This is a genomic window from Pseudomonas sp. GW821-FHT02A11 (assembly GCF_059421985.1).
Genome location: NZ_JBWKWB010000001.1, coordinates 92,654 through 109,457, shown reverse-complemented (window position 1 = coordinate 109,457; position 16,804 = coordinate 92,654). Strand labels below are relative to the sequence as shown.

The window sequence follows — 16,804 nt, the reverse complement described above, 5'->3', positions numbered from 1 at the left end:
ATTAAAACGACTGATCTACGCTAACGGCACATATCACCCCTCTCAGCGCTTGCCAAGCGCTTCAGCCTGATGAATCCACTGCTGACGCTGTTCCTCGGTCGATGTCCTGACCGGGGAAAACTCAGTCAAACGCGTGACCTTGATCCCGCAAAACTCAAGAATCGCGTGCTTGATCTGTCGATGAGCCGGCGCCTTGAACACCCAGCGGAAGTAGCGTGAGGGCGTGTCCAGGGTCACCAGCAGCTCCGCGGTCCGCCCCTTGAGCAGTTCGTTGGAAGGATGATGGCGACCGTGGGCCTTGAAAGCGAAACCGGGCATGAACACGCGCTCGAAAAAGCCGCTGAGCAGGCTCGGCAGCCCGCCCCACCAGACTGGATAGACGAACACCAGATGCTGCGCCCAATGAATCTCGCGCTGGGCTTCGAGCAAATCGTGTTCCAGGGTCTGGCTGGATTCATAGCCGTTGTGCAGCGTCGGGTCGAACGCCAGTTCCTCCAGTTTCAGCACCCGCACCACATGGCCCTGACTGCGCGCGCCCTGGGCGTACGCATCGCCCAGGGCGTGGCAGAGGCTGATGGTCTTCGGCGAACCGATGACCATCAGGATGCGTTTGCCATACCCCTCAAGCGGGGTGGCGCCGCTGATCGGCTCAGCCATTGCTGCCCGCCTCAAGCATCTTCTCGGGGCGTACCCAAGCGTCGAACTCGGCATCGGTCAAAAAGCCCAGTTGCAACGCCGCTTCACGCAGGGTCAGGCCTTCGCTGTAGGCCTTCTTGGCGATCTGCGCCGACTTGTCGTAACCGATGTGCGGGTTCAGCGCGGTCACCAGCATCAGGCCGCGTTCCAGATGCTCGGCCATTTTGCCAGCGTCCGGTTCCATGCCCGCGATGCAATGCTCGTTGAAGTTGCGGCAGCCGTCGCCCAGCAGGCGGATCGATTGCAGCAGATTGTGAATGATCACCGGCTTGAACACGTTCAGTTGCAGGTGACCCTGGCTTGCCGCGAAGGAGATCGTGGTGTCGTTGCCCATCACCTGACACGCCAGCATCGACAGCGCTTCGCACTGGGTCGGGTTGACCTTGCCGGGCATGATCGAACTGCCAGGCTCGTTCGCTGGCAGCTTGACCTCGGCCAGACCGGCGCGCGGCCCTGAGCCCAGCAGGCGCAGGTCGTTGGCGATCTTCATCAGGGTCACGGCCAGGGTTTTCAGCGCGCCAGACAGCGCGGTCAGCGGCTCATGCCCGGCCAGCGCGGCGAATTTGTTCGGCGCAGTGACGAAGGGCAGGCCCGACAGCGCGGCCAGTTCAGCAGCCACCGCTTCGGCAAAACCATGCGGCGAGTTCAGGCCCGTGCCTACCGCCGTGCCGCCCTGAGCCAGTTCGCAGACCGCGGGAAGGGCGGCGCGAATGCTTTTTTCGGCGTAGTCCAGCTGTGCAACGTAGGCCGACAGTTCCTGGCCGAAGGTAATCGGCGTGGCATCCATCATGTGTGTGCGGCCGGTTTTCACCAGCTTCATGTGGCGCGACGATTGCTCGGCGATGCCGCTGGACAGCTCGGCAATCGCAGGCAGCAATTGCTCTTTCACGGCTTGCGCGGCTGCGATGTGCATGGCGGTAGGGAAGCAGTCGTTGGAGCTCTGCGAGCGGTTGACGTGGTCGTTGGGATGAACCGGCGACTTGCCGCCACGCCCCTTGCCCGACAGCTCGTTGGCACGTCCGGCGATCACTTCGTTGACGTTCATGTTGCTCTGGGTGCCGCTGCCGGTCTGCCAGACCACCAGAGGGAACTGGTCGTCGAGCTTGCCGCTGAGCACCTCGTCGGCGGACTGTTCGATCAGGCGCGCGATGTCGGCGGGCAGGTCGCCATTGCGGTCATTGACGCGGGCGGCGGCCTTCTTGATCAGTGCCAGGGCATGCAGCACCGGCAGGGGCATGTGTTCCTGGCCAATGGCGAAATTGATCAGGGACCGTTGCGTCTGTGCGCCCCAGTAAGCGTCTTCGGGGACTTCGATCGGACCTATGCTGTCGGTTTCGGTACGGCTCACTGGACTCACTCCTTAAGATCGAATAGCGCAGTTTAGTACCCCGCACGCCGGTTCGGTTCCCGGCAACGGCTGTGCGGCAGGTACGTTGAGCCTAGTGTGCACAAAAGAACCTTTCAGGTCTTGGAGTGTCGTGCGTTGCCGATTCGACCGCTCGTAGCGACGGGGGTTGAGCGCAGGGCGAAAAGGGGCGCAGAATGTCCGGCCTTGGGGTTCAGCCTCGCCTGCTAGATAAGGAAACTCGATGACCCGTCTTCGCGCCATCTGTGCTGCGGTCGCTCTGGTATGTGCCAGCGGCCAGGCTCTTGCTGCCACCGCCAGCCACGAGGCCAGTGCTGTAGCGTTCCTCAAACTGGCTCACGCCGATCAGTTGGGTGCGCCGATCTACATGCAAGCGCAGCAAATGTTCGCTCAGCGCTTCGCCGAAACCAAAGCCCCGGATTCCAAGAAAGCCGTTCTGGAAAAATACCAGGCTCAGGCCAACGCCGCGCTGGACAAGGCCATTGGCTGGGACAAGCTGCAACCTGACATGGTCAAGCTCTACACCGACAACTTCACCGAGCAGGAGTTGAAGGATCTGGTGGCGTTCTACCAGTCGCCGCTGGGCAAGAAAGTCCAGGCCAAGATGCCGCAGATCAGCCAGCAATCGTTCCAGATGACCCAGGACAAACTGCAACCGGCAGTGCCTGTGGTGACTGGCCTGCTGGAATCCATGACCAAGGAACTGGTGCCAGCCGGTACCAAGGGTGCAGCACCTGCCGCCCCAGCCAAGAAGCCATAAGCGAAGCCACACATGAGCATGCAACAGCGAATCGAATCCGCGTTGGCGGTCTTTCAGCCTGAGTACCTTCAAGTGCTCAATGAAAGCCACATGCACAGCCGTGGCACCGACACTCACTACAAGGCCGTGGTGGTCAGCGAGCAGTTCGCTGGCCTCAACGCCGTCAAGCGCCACCAGAAGGTCTATGGCCTGCTCGGTGGCCTGATGGGTGAGTTTCATGCACTGGCACTGCACACCTACACCCCGCAAGAATGGGCGAATCTGGGCGCCGCGCCTGCTTCGCCAACCTGTGCCGGGGGGCATGACTGAGTCAGCTCCGTCTGCCCCGTTTTTGCGATTGAATGCGTTCCCCTGTGGGAGCGAATTCATTCGCGAGACGGTGTTCCAATCGATGCGTTTTGTCGCCTGATACATCTTTAGCGAATGAATTCGCTCCCACAGGTCAGAATGCGCGTCTGACGTGTCTCCATTGATCTGCATCAACTCCCCACCGATCACCCACCCTGTCTGCTCGCCGCCGATTTTTGCTAGAATCCGCGCCGCGTTGCCCGGTCGGCACGCCTTTACCTGAATTTACTATCCGGTAGGCCCTTTGCGAGGGTCACCACCTGGAGACGCAACATGACCCAACCCGCACCCATCGTCGTCGCGGCGCTGTACAAATTCGTCACCCTGTCGGACTACGTCGAGCTGCGCGAGCCGCTGCTCAACGCCATGAACGACAACGGTATCAAAGGCACCCTGCTGATCGCCGACGAAGGCATCAATGGCACGGTTTCCGGGACCCGGGAAGGCATCGACGGCCTGCTGGCCTGGCTGCGCAGCGATCCGCGCCTGATCGACATCGACCACAAAGAATCGTACTGCGACGAGCAGCCGTTCTACCGCACCAAGGTCAAACTCAAGAAAGAAATCGTCACCCTGGGCGTGCCGGGCGTTGACCCGAACAAGGCCGTCGGCACTTACGTAGAGCCGCAAGACTGGAACGCGCTGATCGCCGACCCGGAAGTGCTGTTGATCGACACCCGCAACGATTACGAGGTGTCCATCGGCACCTTCGAAGGTGCCATCGACCCGAAAACCACGACCTTTCGTGAGTTTCCCGAGTACATCAAGGCCAATTTCGACCCGGCCAAACACAAGAAGGTCGCGATGTTCTGCACCGGCGGCATTCGCTGCGAAAAAGCCTCCAGCTACATGCTCGGCGAGGGCTTCGAAGAGGTCTATCACCTCAAGGGCGGCATTCTCAAATACCTCGAAGAAGTCCCGCAGCAAGAGAGCCAGTGGCGCGGCGACTGCTTCGTGTTCGACAATCGCGTGACCGTGCGCCACGATCTGACCGAAGGCGACTACGATCAGTGTCATGCGTGCCGCACCCCGATCAGCGCCCAAGACCGTGCCAGCGAGCATTATTCGCCAGGGGTCAGCTGCCCGCATTGCTGGGACTCACTGAGCGAGAAGACCCGCCGCAGCGCCATCGACCGGCAGAAGCAGATCGAGCTGGCCAAGGCGCGCAATCAGCCGCATCCGATCGGTCGCAACTATCGTCTGTTGGACGCGCAGCCTGACGAAACGCAAACGAACGAGGCTTGACCCCATGAACGCCCGCCTGCTGTATGTGATGGACCCGATGTGTTCGTGGTGCTGGGGTTTTGCGCCCGTGGCCGACGCATTGGTGGAGCAGGCGAGTGCGGCGGGTGTGCCGCTGCATCTGGTGGTAGGCGGTCTGCGCACCGGCAGTGGCGCGGCACTGGAGCCGACCACAAAGCGCTACATTCTCGAACACTGGCACGCGGTGCAGGACACCACGGGCCAGTCGTTCAAGTTCGACGATGCTCTGCCTGACGGGTTTGTCTACGACACCGAGCCTGCGTGTCGCGCCATCGTCGCAGCGCGCAGCCTGGCGCCGGACATCGCCTGGAAATTGGTCAAGGAAATCCAGCAGGCGTTCTATCTGCAAGGGCGCGATACCACCCAGGCGTCAGTGCTGGCAGAGCTTGCCGAGAACGCAGGCCTGCCGCGCATCGAGTTCGCTGCCGCGTTCGACAGTGCCGAACAACACGCGGCCACGGCAGCGGATTTTTCCTGGGTACAGGATCTGGGCATCGCCGGGTTTCCAACCCTGCTCGCTGAGCGCAGTGGCCAGCTGGCGCTGTTGACCAACGGTTATCAACCTCTGGAAGAACTGGCGCCGTTGCTCAGCCGTTGGCTGGAGCGCGCAGCCAGTGCGTGATTCCGTCGCCGTCGAAACCCCGGGCAAGCGCGCTGCTGACGACCGGCTTGCCCACGTCGATCGCCTGGACTGGACGCAAATCCGCCGGCTGGCCCTGACCCATAAAAAAGCCTTGTGGATCGCCAATGGCGTCGCGTTTCTCGCGGTGCTGTGCTCAGTGCCGATCCCATTGCTGCTGCCTTTGCTGGTCGACGAAGTGTTGCTGGGCAAGGGCGACGCCGCATTGCTGTTCATGAACCACTTCTTGCCGGAAAGCCTGCACAAACCAGTGGGTTACATCGCCCTGATGCTGATGGCCACGCTGTGCCTGCGACTGGGCGCCTTGCTCTTTAACGTCATTCAAGCGCGGCTGTTTGCCGGGCTGTCCAAGGACATCGTCTATCGCATTCGTATCCGTCTGATCGAACGGCTCAAGCGCATCTCGCTCGGCGAATATGAAAGCCTGGGCAGCGGCACGGTGACCGCGCATCTGGTAACGGACCTGGACACGCTCGACAAATTCGTCGGCGAGACCCTGAGCAAATTCCTTGTCGCCATGCTCACGCTCACCGGTACCGCCGCCATTCTGGTGTGGATGCATTGGCAGTTGGCGCTGTTGATCCTGCTGTTCAACCCGCTGGTCATCTACGCCACGGTCAAGCTGGGCAAACGCGTCAAACACCTGAAGAAGCTGGAAAACGACAGCACGTCGCGCTTCACCCAGGCGCTGACCGAAACCCTCGACGCCATTCAGGAAATCCGTGCCGGCAACCGCCAGGGCTATTTCCTCGGTTTGCTGGGTGGGCGTGCCAAAGAGGTGCGCGATTACGCCGTTTCTTCGCAATGGAAAAGCGATGCCTCTGGTCGGGCCAGTGGCCTGCTGTTTCAGTTCGGTATCGATATCTTTCGCGCAGCAGCGATGCTTACCGTGCTGTTTTCCGACCTGTCCATCGGCCACATGCTCGCGGTGTTCAGCTACCTGTGGTTCATGATCGGCCCGGTTGAGCAGCTGCTGAACCTGCAATATGCCTTTTATGCCGCTGGGGGCGCGCTGACCCGCATCAACGAACTGCTCGCCCGCGCCGACGAGCCGCAATACGAAGGCCGGGTCAATCCGTTCATCGGGCGCGGGACCGTGAGCATTGATGTGCGCGGCCTGTGCTTCGGTTACAACGAAGAGCTGGTGCTCGACCATTTGGACCTGTCGATCACGCCCGGGGAGAAGATCGCCATCGTCGGTGCCAGCGGCGGCGGCAAGAGCACGTTGGTGCAGTTGCTGTTAGGGCTGTACAGCGCCAAGTCCGGGACGATCCGTTTTGGTGGCGCCAGCCTCGAAGACATCGGCCTGGAAATCGTGCGAGAAAATGTCGCGGTGGTCTTGCAACACCCTGCGTTATTCAATGATACCGTGCGGGCGAATCTGTCGATGGGACGCGAGCGCAGCGATGAAGCCTGCTGGCAGGCGCTGGAGATCGCGCAACTGGAGGCCTCGATCCGCGCCTTGCCGCAAGGGCTGGACAGTGTCGTCGGACGCTCTGGCGTGCGTCTTTCAGGTGGTCAGCGACAGCGTTTGGCGATTGCCCGGATGGTGCTGGCCGACCCGAAAGTGGTGATTCTCGACGAGGCCACCTCGGCGCTGGATGCCGCCACCGAGTACAATCTGCATCAGGCCCTGAACCGCTTTCTCAGCGGTCGCACCACGCTGATCATCGCTCACCGTTTGTCTGCGGTGAAACAGGCTGACCGGGTTCTGGTTTTCGATGGCGGCAGCATCGTCGAGGACGGCGATCATCAACAACTGATAGCCGACGGCGGCCTGTATGCGCGCCTTTATGGTCATCTGCAACAGCTCTGATACAGCTTGTCGGTTTTTTGCTTTAGCCGTCCCAAATGGCGTTTCGCCAGTGGAATACGTCAATTCTTGGGCTATGCTTGAGCGGCGTGTGCAAGGAAAGTGTGAAAAGCGTCATATTTACGTCTCCACTTACTTGAGGTTATGCATCAGTTCATATGGATTGGTGTAAGCGTCACCCGCTGCATCGTGGAAATTAGCCGAGTCCCTCGGGCTTCAGGAAGGTCGCCTGAGCCGGGGAAGTGAGTATCTGGCAGTGCTGATGAAAGGGACACCATGAAGCAAAAGCGGATTCTCGAGAAGCCCCGTCTTCTGGGCATCGTTTGGCCATTTATCGCGGTGGTGCTGTTACAGGCACTGCTGGGTTGCGTCAGCCTTTATATGATGTCGGCGGTGCGCAGCTATATTGGGGGGGAGAGCCTTTGGTCCAAGGGACAGAAGGACGCCATTTATTACCTGAATCTTTACGCCAATAGTCGCGACGAGATCAACTACCTGAAGTACCAGCAGGCCATCGCCATTCCTCAGGGCGGGCATGATCTGCGGGTGGCCATGGATCAACCGGTTCCCGATATCGCACGGGCCAATGCAGGCATTCTGCAGGGTGGTAACCATCCCGACGATGCCCCCGGCATCATCTGGCTCTACCTCAACTTCCGTCATTTCAGCTACCTGGAAAAGGCTATCGATCTGTGGAAGATCGGCGACAACTACCTGGTTGAACTGGATGAAGTCGCCCGTGAAATGCACAGGCGCATCGCTGATGGCAGCGCCACCAACGCCGACGTGCTGGACTGGCGGCAGCGCATCAACGCCATCAACGAGGGCGTAACGCCGGCAGCCATGGCGTTCAGTGATGCCTTGGGGGAGGGCTCGCGGGTCATTCTGCGGATTCTCCTGGTGGTCAACCTGACCACGGCGATCTTTCTGATCATTCTCGCGCTGTTGCGCACCCACAAACTGCTGGAACAACGCCACGCCTTTGCTTCGGCCCTGCAAATGGAAAAGGAGCGGGCGCAGATCACCCTGGAGTCCATTGGCGATGGGGTGATCACCACCGATGTGGGCGGCGCAATCACCTACATGAACCCCGCCGCCGAGCAGATGACTCACTGGAAGACCGATCAGGCCGCCGGTTTGCCGCTGGCCGCGTTGTTCAACCTGCTGGACGAGAACGATCAAAAAGACAGCACGATCCTGATCGAGAACATTCTGAGTGGCAAACTGGCCGGCGGCAGCGAGAACTCCAAGCTGATTCAGCGGCTGGACGGCAGCACGGTGTCGGTGGCGCTGGTGGGCTCGCCGATCCGCACCGAGGGCAAGGTCAGTGGCGCGGTGCTGGTGCTGCACGACATGACCCAGGAGCGGCAGTACATCGCCAATCTGTCCTGGCAGGCGACTCACGACGCCTTGACCGGTCTGGCCAATCGCCGTGAGTTCGAGTACCGGCTGGAACTGGCGCTGGCAGGTCTCGTCCATCAGCCGGCGCGGCATGCGGTGATGTTTCTCGACCTGGACCAGTTCAAGTTGGTCAATGACACCAGTGGTCACGCTGCTGGCGACGAACTGCTGCGGCACATCTGCGCGGTGTTGCAACAAGGCATTCGCGAGGGCGACACGCTGGCGCGGCTTGGGGGCGATGAGTTCGGCATTCTGCTGGAGCACTGCACAACGGGGGCTGCGGAAAAGATCGCCGAAGGCCTGCGCCAGACCGTGGAGAGCCTGCATTTCGTCTGGAAGGGTCGGCCGTTCATGACCACCGTCAGCATCGGCCTGGTGCATGTGTCCAACACACCCACCACCCTGGAGGCGTCGCTGCGGGCGGCCGACATGGCGTGTTACATGGCCAAGGAAAAGGGCCGCAACCGGGTCCAGGTGTACCACGACGACGATTCCGAGTTGTCCACCCGGTTCGGCGAAATGGCCTGGATTCAGCGCCTGCACATGGCGCTTGAGGACAACCGGTTCTGTTTGTACTCGCAGGAAATCGCCCGCTTGGGCCGTGATAGCGGGCCGGGCGATGGTCATGTGGAAATTCTGCTGCGCCTGCGTGACGAGTCAGGCCGCCTGATCCTGCCGGACAGCTTTATCCCGGCGGCCGAGCGCTACGGCATGATGACGACCCTGGATCGCTGGGTGGTGCAGAACGTCTTCAAGATCATCTCTGAATGCCTCAGCGACAACCACCGTACTGGCCCGATGGCGGTTTGTGCCATTAACCTGTCCGGCTCCAGCATCGGCGACGACGCGTTTCTCGAATATTTGCGACAGCAGTTCCAAATCTACGCCATACCTCCTGAACTTATCTGTTTCGAGATCACCGAAACCAGTGCGATCGCCAATTTGGGCAGTGCTATTCGGTTCATTAACGAACTCAAAAGTCTGGGATGCCGTTTTTCTCTGGATGACTTCTGTGCAGGCATGTCGTCATTCGCTTACTTGAAACATTTGCCTGTGGATTTCCTGAAGATCGATGGCAGTTTCGTAAAAGACATGCTCGACGATCCGGTCAACCGGGCGATGGTGGAAGTGATCAACCATATCGGGCACGTAATGGGCAAACAGACGATCGCCGAGTTCGTCGAGAGCCCCCAGATAGAGCAGGCGTTATTGGAAATCGGTGTGGACTACGCTCAGGGTTACGTTATCGAGCGACCGCAATTATTCACCTGCGAATGTCTGCACGCACGGCCCGCGAGGCAGACCCCAATGTTGTTCAGCGCTCCCGGGACTTTTCGCTGAACGACCCCCGTTGCAACACCACATAAGGAGCTACACAGTGATCGATATGTTCATTCGAACCGGTCCGCTGATGGATGCCAGCAGTTACCCCGCTTGGGCACAGCAATTGATCAACGATTGCAGTGAAGCCAAGGCACGCGTGGTAGGGCATGAACTTTATCAACGTATGCGAGATGGTCAGCTCAGTTCCAGGACCATGCGCCAGTACCTGATTGGTGGATGGCCTGTAGTTGAACAGTTCGCGGTCTATATGGCCCATAACCTGACCAAAACCCGTTTTGCCCGTCACCCGGGCGAAGACATGGCGCGTCGCTGGCTGATGCGCAATATTCGGGTCGAGCTCAATCATGCCGATTACTGGGTAAACTGGAGCGCGGCCCATGGGGTCACGCTGGAAGACCTGCAAGCGCAGCGCGTTCCGTCAGAGTTGCACGCACTCAATCACTGGTGCTGGCACAGCTGTTCGTCGGAGCCTCTGGTGGTCGCCATTGCAGCCACCAACTACGCCATCGAGGGCGCGACCGGAGAGTGGTCTGCTGTCGTATGTTCGCAAGAGACCTACGCAGATTTGTTCCCGCCGGAGATTCGCAAGCGCGCCATGAAGTGGCTGAAGATGCACGCGCAGTACGACGATTCTCACCCTTGGGAAGCACTGGAAATCATTTGCACCCTGGCGGGCAACAACCCCAGCGAGCAATTGCAGGCCGACCTGAGAATGGCCATCTGCAAGAGTTACGAATACATGTACCTGTTTCTGGAACGCTGCATGGTTCTGGAACGCCCTCAGGAAGCGAACGCTCCACTTCGCGAACGCCGGTTCGCGGTTCGTGCCTGAGCGCGCTTAACCCGCCATTTCCAGGCGGTTACGGCCCTGGCGCTTGGCCGCATACAGGGCGCTGTCGGCGCGACGCAACAGGCTGTCGGGGGATTCCCCCGGCAGCAGCGTCGCACACCCCAGGCTGACGGTCAGTTCCACCGGGCTTCCTTCGACTGGATAAATGAGTTGCAGTGCCGCGTGCCGCAGGCGTTCGCCTACCAGCGCGGCGGACTCACGACCGGTATTGGTCAACACGATGAGAAATTCCTCCCCGCCGAATCTGAAGACCTGATCGATGTTACGCAGGCGATCCTTGATCGTATCGGTGACCGCGCGCAGCACTCCATCGCCCGCAGCATGTCCATGGGTGTCATTGATGTGCTTGAAATGATCGATGTCGACCATCAGCACCGACAGCGGCTGCTGCTGACGCCGGGCGATCTCGATCTCGCGGGTGAGCGACTGTTCCATGGCAATTCGGTTGCCCGCGCCGGTGAGTGGATCACGCAGGGCGCTGAGGTTTGCGCTTCGGTAAAGCAGGGCGTTGCGCAGCGGATACAACAGGCTGCTCAGCAGCGACTCGAGCTGCGACAGCTCTTCTTCGCTGAAGCGCCGGTCACGTTGAAAACCCAGCTCACCCAGTTGTTCGCCTTCGTAGGTCATGCGGTAGCTGGCGCTGTGACGCGCGCGCTCGCCGAACTCCAGACGCAGGTCAGTGCCCAGTTGCCTGTAGTTGAGCGCATTGAGCGGGATCAGCTGCTGCACGTTGTCGAAAAACATCGACAGAATCTTGTCCGCTTCCAGACTGCTCTGCAGCTGCATGGCCAGCTTGCGCTGCAGCTGCTCATGGCTCAGCGGCGCCTGCGCAGGGCTCTGCGCAACTGCGAGGCCGTAGCGCTGTAGTCGTGCACTGTCAAAATCAATGGCGTTGGTTCGTGTAGGAAAACTCATGTTTCCGCTCCTGCGCCTCTTATAGGGCTTGCTATCGACAGAGCGAAAGTCGTGCCATGTTTCCTGTTGGCAGGGTTCGTCATATAAATCAAACAGTTAGCGTGAGTAGGCGCCGAGGGGGTGTCCGACGGCGTCTTGGATTTGACTAACGTAACGGTTTGCAGGCCAATGGACTACACAGAGGCGACGGAAAACCGCCGAGTGGATGAGAGGCAATGAGATTGCGGGGGATGACCGCGATCTTCTGTGGGAGCGAATTCATTCGCGAGACGGTTGTACATCCGGTGATGCTCTATCGAATGTAATGGCCCTCGCGAATGAATTCGCTCCCACAGATCGTGCGTCTGACAGGAAATACCGTTGCCACATTTTACGCGCGCTGCTTACTTCTTCTGCGCATCGAACGCCTGGCCGTTGACGCCCGCACTGTCGGGACCCATCAGGTAGAGGTACACCGGCATGATTTCTTCCGGCGTCGGGTTGTTCAGCGGGTTTTCCGCGGGGTACGCCTGGGCGCGCATGTCGGTGCGGGTGCCGCCAGGGTTGATGCTGTTGGCGCGCACCGAGGCGACGTCTTCCAGCTCATCGGCCAAGGTCTGCATCAGGCCTTCGGTGGCGAACTTGGACACCCCGTAAGCGCCCCAATACGCGCGGCCCTTGCGCCCGACGCTGCTGGAGGTGAACACCACCGAAGCGTCCTCGGACAGCTTGAGCAAGGGCAATAGCGCGGCCGTGAGCATGAACGTGGCGTTGACGTTAATGTGCATCACGCGCATGAAGTGCTCACCCGACAGTTGCTCGATCGGCGTGCGCGGGCCGATGATCGAAGCGTTGTGCAACAACCCGTCCAGCCGCCCGAATTCAGTCTCGATCATCGCCGCCAGCTCGTCGTACTGATGGGGCAGGGCGGTTTCCAGATTGAACGGAATGACCACCGGCTGCGGGTGACCAGCGGCTTCGATCTGGTCATAGACGGCGATCAGGTTCGATTCGGTCTTGCCCAGCAGCAACACCGTCGCGCCATGGGCGGCATAGGTGCGTGCGGCAGCGGCGCCGATGCCACGGCCAGCACCGGTGACCAGAATGATGCGGTCCTTGAGCAGGTCGGGGCGGGTGGAGTACTTGAACATGTGGGCTCCATTTTTACGGATACGGAACGCGGTGGCGAGGATATGAAGAGCATTGTAGGAGCGCGCTTGCCCGCGAAGGCGATGGACGGTTCACCATCGATGTGGCTTATAAACCGCAATCGCGGGCAAGCGCGCTCCTACAGACGCCGCGTTTGGGGTTCAGCAACTGCACAGCGCGTTATCCAGCACCCGACGCAGTTCCAGCGGGTGATCCACCACCACATCGGCGCCCCAGTGATCCGGGTTGTCGTGGGGATGAATATAGCCGTAACGCACCGCCGCGGTTTTGGTCCCCGCATCGCGACCGGATTCGATATCGCGCAGATCATCCCCGACGAACAGCACGCTGGCCGGCGCCAGGTCGAGCATCTTGCAGGCCAGCAGCAGCGGCTCTGGATCAGGCTTGCTCCTGGTCACATGGTCCGGGCAGATCAACACCGCAGAGCGCTGATCCAGCCCCAGTTGCTCCATGATCGGCTGAGCGAAGCGCAAGGGTTTGTTGGTCACCACGCCCCAGATCAGCTTCGCTTTTTCGATATCGGCCAGCAGCTCGCCCATGCCGTCGAACAACCTGCTGTGGACCGCGCAGTCCTTCTGGTAACGCTCGAGAAACTCCAGGCGCAACGCCTCGAACTCCGGCTCGTTGGGCGACATGGCGAATGCCGCCGAGACCATGGCCTTGGCGCCGCCGGAGATCTCATCGCGAATCAGCTTGTCGTTGACCGGCGCAAAGCCTCGGTCGGCCAGCATGGCCTGACAGATCGCGATAAAGTCCGGCGCGGTGTCGAGCAGGGTGCCGTCCATGTCGAAAAGAACCGCTCTCAAGCGCATGACTCAGGCCCCCTTCAGCGTCTGGATCATGTAGTTGACGTCGACGTCAGAGGCCAGCTTGTAGTGCTTGGTCAGCGGGTTGTAGGTCAGGCCGATGATGTCCTTGACCTCAAGGCCCGCCTGACGGCTCCACGCGCCAAGCTCGGAGGGGCGGATGAATTTCTTGAAGTCATGGGTGCCGCGCGGCAACAGGTTCATGATGTATTCGGCGCCGATGATGGCGAACAGATACGCCTTCGGGTTGCGGTTGATGGTGGAGAAAAACACCTGGCCCCCCGGCTTGACCATCTTGTAGCAGGCGCGAATCACCGATGACGGATCGGGCACGTGTTCGAGCATCTCAAGGCATGTCACCACGTCGAACTGCCCGGGCATTTCTTCAGCCAAGGCTTCGGCAGTGATCTGGCGGTACTCGACGCTCACGCCGGATTCCAACTGATGAAGTTGTGCCACGGCCAGCGGTGCTTCGCCCATGTCGATGCCGGTGACGGTGGCGCCACGCAGGGCCATGGCCTCGCTAAGAATGCCTCCGCCGCAGCCGACGTCCAGCACCCTCTTGCCGGCCAGGCTGACGCGCTCGTCGATCCAGTTCACCCGCAGCGGGTTGATGTCGTGCAACGGCTTGAATTCGCTGTTGCGGTCCCACCAGCGATGGGCCAGGGCCTCGAATTTGGCGATTTCGGCGTGGTCGACGTTGCTCATGTGTGATCCCTCTAAAACGTTGAATTCGGTGGCAGGTCACAGAGAGAACCATGACCTTTCAATGCTGTTCAGCCTTTGGCGGCGATGCGGTTGCCCCAGGCCCTGGCGGTCCGGATCAGCGCGTGTTCGTCCATGCGCGTCAGGCGTTTGTCTTCAAGCAGTGGTTTACCGGCGACCCAGACGTGGGTGACGCAATCGCGGCCGCTGGCATAAATAAGCTGTGAAACCGGGTCGTAGATGGGCTGCTGCGCCAGGCCCGACAGGTCGAACGCAACCATGTCCGCGGCCTTGCCGAGTTCCAGCGAACCGATGCGATCTTCCATGCCAAGGGCGCGGGCACCGTTGAGCGTGGCCATGCGCAAGGCGCGGTGGGCATCCAGCGCGGTGGCGGAACCGGCGACGGCCTTGGCCAGCAGGGCAGCGGTGCGGGTTTCACCCAGCAGGTCCAGATCGTTGTTGCTGGCCGCGCCGTCGGTGCCGATCGCCACATTGACCCCGGCCTGCCACAGCCGTTCGACCGGGCAGAAGCCACTGGCCAGTTTCATGTTCGATTCGGGGCAGTGAATCACGCTGGAGTTGCTTTCTACCAGCATCGCCAGATCGTCATCGCTGATCTGCGTCATGTGCACGGCCTGGAAGCGCGGGCCCAGAAGACCGAGGCGCTTGAGGCGCGCAAGCGGACGTTCCTGGCGCTGTTTGACGGCTTCGCTGACCTCGAAGGCGGTTTCGTGGACATGCATGTGGATCGCCGCATCGAGCTCGTCGACGATGACCCGGATCTTCTCCAGGTTCTCATCGCTCACGGTGTACGGCGCGTGGGGCCCCATGGCGATGCTGATGCGCTCGTGATGGGCCAGATCATTGAACAGTTCGATGCCGATGTGCAGCGATTCGTCTGCGTTGCGGGCACCGGGTATCGGGAAGTCCAGCACGGGCACGGTGATTTGTGCGCGAATGCCGCTGTTGTGCACGCGCTCGCAGGCGACTTTTGGAAAGAAATACATGTCTGAGAAGCAGGTGATGCCGCCCTTGAGCTGTTCGGCGATGGCGATATCGGTGCCGTCGCGAACGAAGTCCTCATCCACCCACTTGCTTTCGGCAGGCCAGATGTGGTCCTGCAGCCAGGTCATCAAGGGCAGATCGTCGGCCAGGCCGCGAAACAGGGTCATCGCCGCGTGGCCATGGGCGTTGATCAGGCCGGGGCTGAGCAGCATGCCGGGCAGCTCGCGCACCTCAAAGGCGTTTTGCCGCAGCGCTTCAGCCTTGGGGCCGATGTAGACAATGCGGCCGTCTCGAATGCCGATCCCGTGTTGCTGCAGAACGACGCCAGCGGGTTCGACCGGTACCAGCCAGTCCGGCAGGAGCATCAGGTCGAGCGGGGCAGCGGAGTCAGGCATCGGGATGGCATCCAGTGACGCAAATCGGGAACGGCGAAGTATACCCGAGCGTCCTGGCAGGCGGCTCGCTATAATCGGCGGCTTTTTCAGCTGCTGGCAATTTGATTCCCGGCCCTTTTTGGTGGATTCGGCGTTTGGCTTTTCAAAAACATCTTGTGGAGTGTGCAATGCGCGATCGACTAATGGCTGCGGAAAAAGTGAAGGCCATCGATTGGCGGGATGGCACGCTGTTTTTGCTGGATCAGCGAATCCTGCCCTTCGAAGAAACCTGGCAGCCCTGCAACAGTGCCGCTGGCGTCGCCGAAGCCATTCGCACGATGGTCGTGCGCGGCGCGCCGGCCATCGGCATCAGCGCCGCCTACGGCATTGTGCTCGCCGTTATTGACCGTTTGGCGGCAGGCGGCGACTGGCAGATGGCGCTGGAAGAAGATTTCGACCTGCTGGTCAACGCGCGGCCCACGGGTGGCAATCTGTTCTGGGCGCTGAATCGCATGCGCGAGCGCCTGTATCGCCTCAAGGACCACGAAGATCCGGTTGCGGTCATGGAAGCCGAAGCGGTGGCCATTCACCAGAGCGACCGCGAAGCCAATCTGACCATGGCGCAGTTGGGTGCCGAGCTGATCCGCAAGCATCAGGGCAACCTGCAGACCGTGCTGACCCACTGCAACACCGGCGCCCTCGCCACGGGCGGTTTTGGTACGGCGCTGGGGGTGATTCGCGCCGCTTATATAGAAGGCATGATCGAGCGCGTGTACGCCGATGAAACCCGCCCCTGGCTGCAGGGCTCGCGTCTGACGGCCTGGGAGCTGGCCAACGAAGGCATCCCGGTCACCGTCAATGCCGATTCCGCCGCTGCGCACCTGATGAAGACCAAGGGCATCACCTGGGTCATCGTCGGCGCCGACCGCATCACCGCCAATGGCGATGTGGTCAGCAAGATCGGTACCTACCACCTTGCGGTGGCCGCCATGCACCACGGCGTGCGCTTCATGGTGGTGGCGGCAAGTTCCACCATCGACATGAACCTGGACAGCGGCGAAGACGTGTTCATCGAAGAGCGCGATGGCAATGAGCTTCTGGAGCTGGGCGGACATCGTCTGGGGGGCCAGGTCGATGCCTTCAATCCTGTGTTCGATGTGACGCCAGCCGACCTGATCGATGCCATCGTGACTGAAAAGGGCATCGTCGAACGCCCCGACACCGCAAAAATGGCGCTGCTGATGTGCCGTAAACGCCTGCATTGAGCAGTTTGTCGCAGGCGCTACGGTGTGTAGGGAAAGTGCTGTCAGGCCCTCCAAGCCCTTCACAGGCCGCTAATGGCGAAATGGCTCGTTTTCGGCACGCTCAA

The 16,804-nt window shown here is 60.6% G+C and carries 15 protein-coding genes; 8 read left to right on the top strand and 7 right to left on the bottom strand.

Annotation, left to right across the window (positions count from 1 at the left end):
* Nucleotides 1-42: 42 nt before the first annotated feature.
* Both AC07V9_RS00500 and AC07V9_RS00495 read right to left on the bottom strand, forming a co-directional pair.
* Entirely contained in the window at nucleotides 43-657 is a 615-nt protein-coding gene (locus AC07V9_RS00500; protein ID WP_495013744.1) for an NAD(P)H-dependent oxidoreductase, read from the bottom strand.
* Nucleotides 650-2,044, bottom strand: a complete 1,395-nt coding sequence (locus AC07V9_RS00495) for a class II fumarate hydratase (protein WP_495013743.1) — start codon at nucleotides 2,042-2,044, stop codon at nucleotides 650-652. The genes AC07V9_RS00500 and AC07V9_RS00495 overlap by 8 nt, the downstream gene beginning before the upstream one ends.
* 241 nt (nucleotides 2,045-2,285) lie before the next feature.
* Between AC07V9_RS00495 and AC07V9_RS00490 the strand changes: the two genes are divergently transcribed.
* From AC07V9_RS00490 to AC07V9_RS00460, 7 genes are all read left to right on the top strand, one after another.
* Nucleotides 2,286-2,822 (top strand): DUF2059 domain-containing protein, encoded by a 537-nt coding sequence (locus tag AC07V9_RS00490; protein ID WP_495013742.1) that lies wholly within the window; start codon nucleotides 2,286-2,288, stop codon nucleotides 2,820-2,822.
* A gap of 12 nt (nucleotides 2,823-2,834) precedes the next feature.
* On the top strand, nucleotides 2,835-3,131 hold the full coding sequence (locus AC07V9_RS00485; protein ID WP_495013741.1) for a BolA family protein: 297 nt from the start codon (nucleotides 2,835-2,837) through the stop codon (nucleotides 3,129-3,131).
* 312 nt (nucleotides 3,132-3,443) lie between these two features.
* Complete coding sequence (gene trhO, locus AC07V9_RS00480; RefSeq protein WP_495013740.1) at nucleotides 3,444-4,415, top strand: oxygen-dependent tRNA uridine(34) hydroxylase TrhO; 972 nt, start codon at nucleotides 3,444-3,446, stop codon at nucleotides 4,413-4,415.
* Nucleotides 4,416-4,452: 37 nt separating this feature from the next.
* Nucleotides 4,453-5,055, top strand: a complete 603-nt coding sequence (locus tag AC07V9_RS00475) for a DsbA family protein (RefSeq protein WP_495014112.1) — start codon at nucleotides 4,453-4,455, stop codon at nucleotides 5,053-5,055.
* A 64-nt stretch (nucleotides 5,056-5,119) separates the two neighbouring features.
* On the top strand, nucleotides 5,120-6,889 hold the full coding sequence (locus tag AC07V9_RS00470; RefSeq protein ID WP_495014111.1) for an ABC transporter ATP-binding protein: 1,770 nt from the start codon (nucleotides 5,120-5,122) through the stop codon (nucleotides 6,887-6,889).
* A gap of 273 nt (nucleotides 6,890-7,162) precedes the next feature.
* Nucleotides 7,163-9,628, top strand: a complete 2,466-nt coding sequence (locus AC07V9_RS00465) for an EAL domain-containing protein (protein WP_495013739.1) — start codon at nucleotides 7,163-7,165, stop codon at nucleotides 9,626-9,628.
* A 37-nt stretch (nucleotides 9,629-9,665) separates the two neighbouring features.
* Nucleotides 9,666-10,463, top strand: coding sequence for an iron-containing redox enzyme family protein (locus tag AC07V9_RS00460; RefSeq protein WP_495013738.1), 798 nt, complete (start codon nucleotides 9,666-9,668; stop codon nucleotides 10,461-10,463).
* Nucleotides 10,464-10,469: 6 nt separating this feature from the next.
* Here AC07V9_RS00460 and AC07V9_RS00455 read toward each other — a convergent pair whose 3' ends face one another.
* From AC07V9_RS00455 to AC07V9_RS00435, 5 genes are all read right to left on the bottom strand, one after another.
* Nucleotides 10,470-11,396 (bottom strand): GGDEF domain-containing protein, encoded by a 927-nt coding sequence (locus tag AC07V9_RS00455; protein WP_495013737.1) that lies wholly within the window; start codon nucleotides 11,394-11,396, stop codon nucleotides 10,470-10,472.
* Between the two features lie 383 nt (nucleotides 11,397-11,779).
* Complete coding sequence (locus tag AC07V9_RS00450) at nucleotides 11,780-12,526, bottom strand: YciK family oxidoreductase (protein WP_495013736.1); 747 nt, start codon at nucleotides 12,524-12,526, stop codon at nucleotides 11,780-11,782.
* A gap of 159 nt (nucleotides 12,527-12,685) precedes the next feature.
* A complete protein-coding gene (gene mupP, locus AC07V9_RS00445; RefSeq protein ID WP_495013735.1) occupies nucleotides 12,686-13,357 on the bottom strand; it encodes an N-acetylmuramic acid 6-phosphate phosphatase MupP in 672 nt (223 codons plus the stop codon).
* Between the two features lie 3 nt (nucleotides 13,358-13,360).
* Nucleotides 13,361-14,059 (bottom strand): bifunctional 2-polyprenyl-6-hydroxyphenol methylase/3-demethylubiquinol 3-O-methyltransferase UbiG, encoded by a 699-nt coding sequence (gene ubiG, locus AC07V9_RS00440; RefSeq protein ID WP_495013734.1) that lies wholly within the window; start codon nucleotides 14,057-14,059, stop codon nucleotides 13,361-13,363.
* 68 nt (nucleotides 14,060-14,127) lie between these two features.
* Nucleotides 14,128-15,456: a TRZ/ATZ family hydrolase gene (locus AC07V9_RS00435; protein ID WP_495013733.1), complete on the bottom strand. Its 1,329-nt coding sequence runs from the start codon at nucleotides 15,454-15,456 to the stop codon at nucleotides 14,128-14,130.
* A gap of 167 nt (nucleotides 15,457-15,623) precedes the next feature.
* Between AC07V9_RS00435 and mtnA the strand changes: the two genes are divergently transcribed.
* Nucleotides 15,624-16,700 (top strand): S-methyl-5-thioribose-1-phosphate isomerase, encoded by a 1,077-nt coding sequence (gene mtnA / locus AC07V9_RS00430; RefSeq protein ID WP_495013732.1) that lies wholly within the window; start codon nucleotides 15,624-15,626, stop codon nucleotides 16,698-16,700.
* Nucleotides 16,701-16,804 lie beyond the last annotated feature (104 nt).

Coding starts and splice junctions, on each gene's coding strand:
- AC07V9_RS00500 (WP_495013744.1), bottom strand. CDS start 657: ATGGCTGAGCCGATCAGCGGCGCCACCCCGCTTGAGGGGTATGGCAAA.
- AC07V9_RS00490 (WP_495013742.1), top strand. CDS start 2,286: ATGACCCGTCTTCGCGCCATCTGTGCTGCGGTCGCTCTGGTATGTGCC.
- AC07V9_RS00485 (WP_495013741.1), top strand. CDS start 2,835: ATGAGCATGCAACAGCGAATCGAATCCGCGTTGGCGGTCTTTCAGCCT.
- trhO (WP_495013740.1), top strand. CDS start 3,444: ATGACCCAACCCGCACCCATCGTCGTCGCGGCGCTGTACAAATTCGTC.
- AC07V9_RS00475 (WP_495014112.1), top strand. CDS start 4,453: ATGTGTTCGTGGTGCTGGGGTTTTGCGCCCGTGGCCGACGCATTGGTG.
- AC07V9_RS00465 (WP_495013739.1), top strand. CDS start 7,163: ATGAAGCAAAAGCGGATTCTCGAGAAGCCCCGTCTTCTGGGCATCGTT.
- AC07V9_RS00455 (WP_495013737.1), bottom strand. CDS start 11,396: ATGAGTTTTCCTACACGAACCAACGCCATTGATTTTGACAGTGCACGA.
- AC07V9_RS00450 (WP_495013736.1), bottom strand. CDS start 12,526: ATGTTCAAGTACTCCACCCGCCCCGACCTGCTCAAGGACCGCATCATT.
- mupP (WP_495013735.1), bottom strand. CDS start 13,357: ATGCGCTTGAGAGCGGTTCTTTTCGACATGGACGGCACCCTGCTCGAC.
- ubiG (WP_495013734.1), bottom strand. CDS start 14,059: ATGAGCAACGTCGACCACGCCGAAATCGCCAAATTCGAGGCCCTGGCC.
- AC07V9_RS00435 (WP_495013733.1), bottom strand. CDS start 15,456: ATGCCTGACTCCGCTGCCCCGCTCGACCTGATGCTCCTGCCGGACTGG.
- mtnA (WP_495013732.1), top strand. CDS start 15,624: ATGCGCGATCGACTAATGGCTGCGGAAAAAGTGAAGGCCATCGATTGG.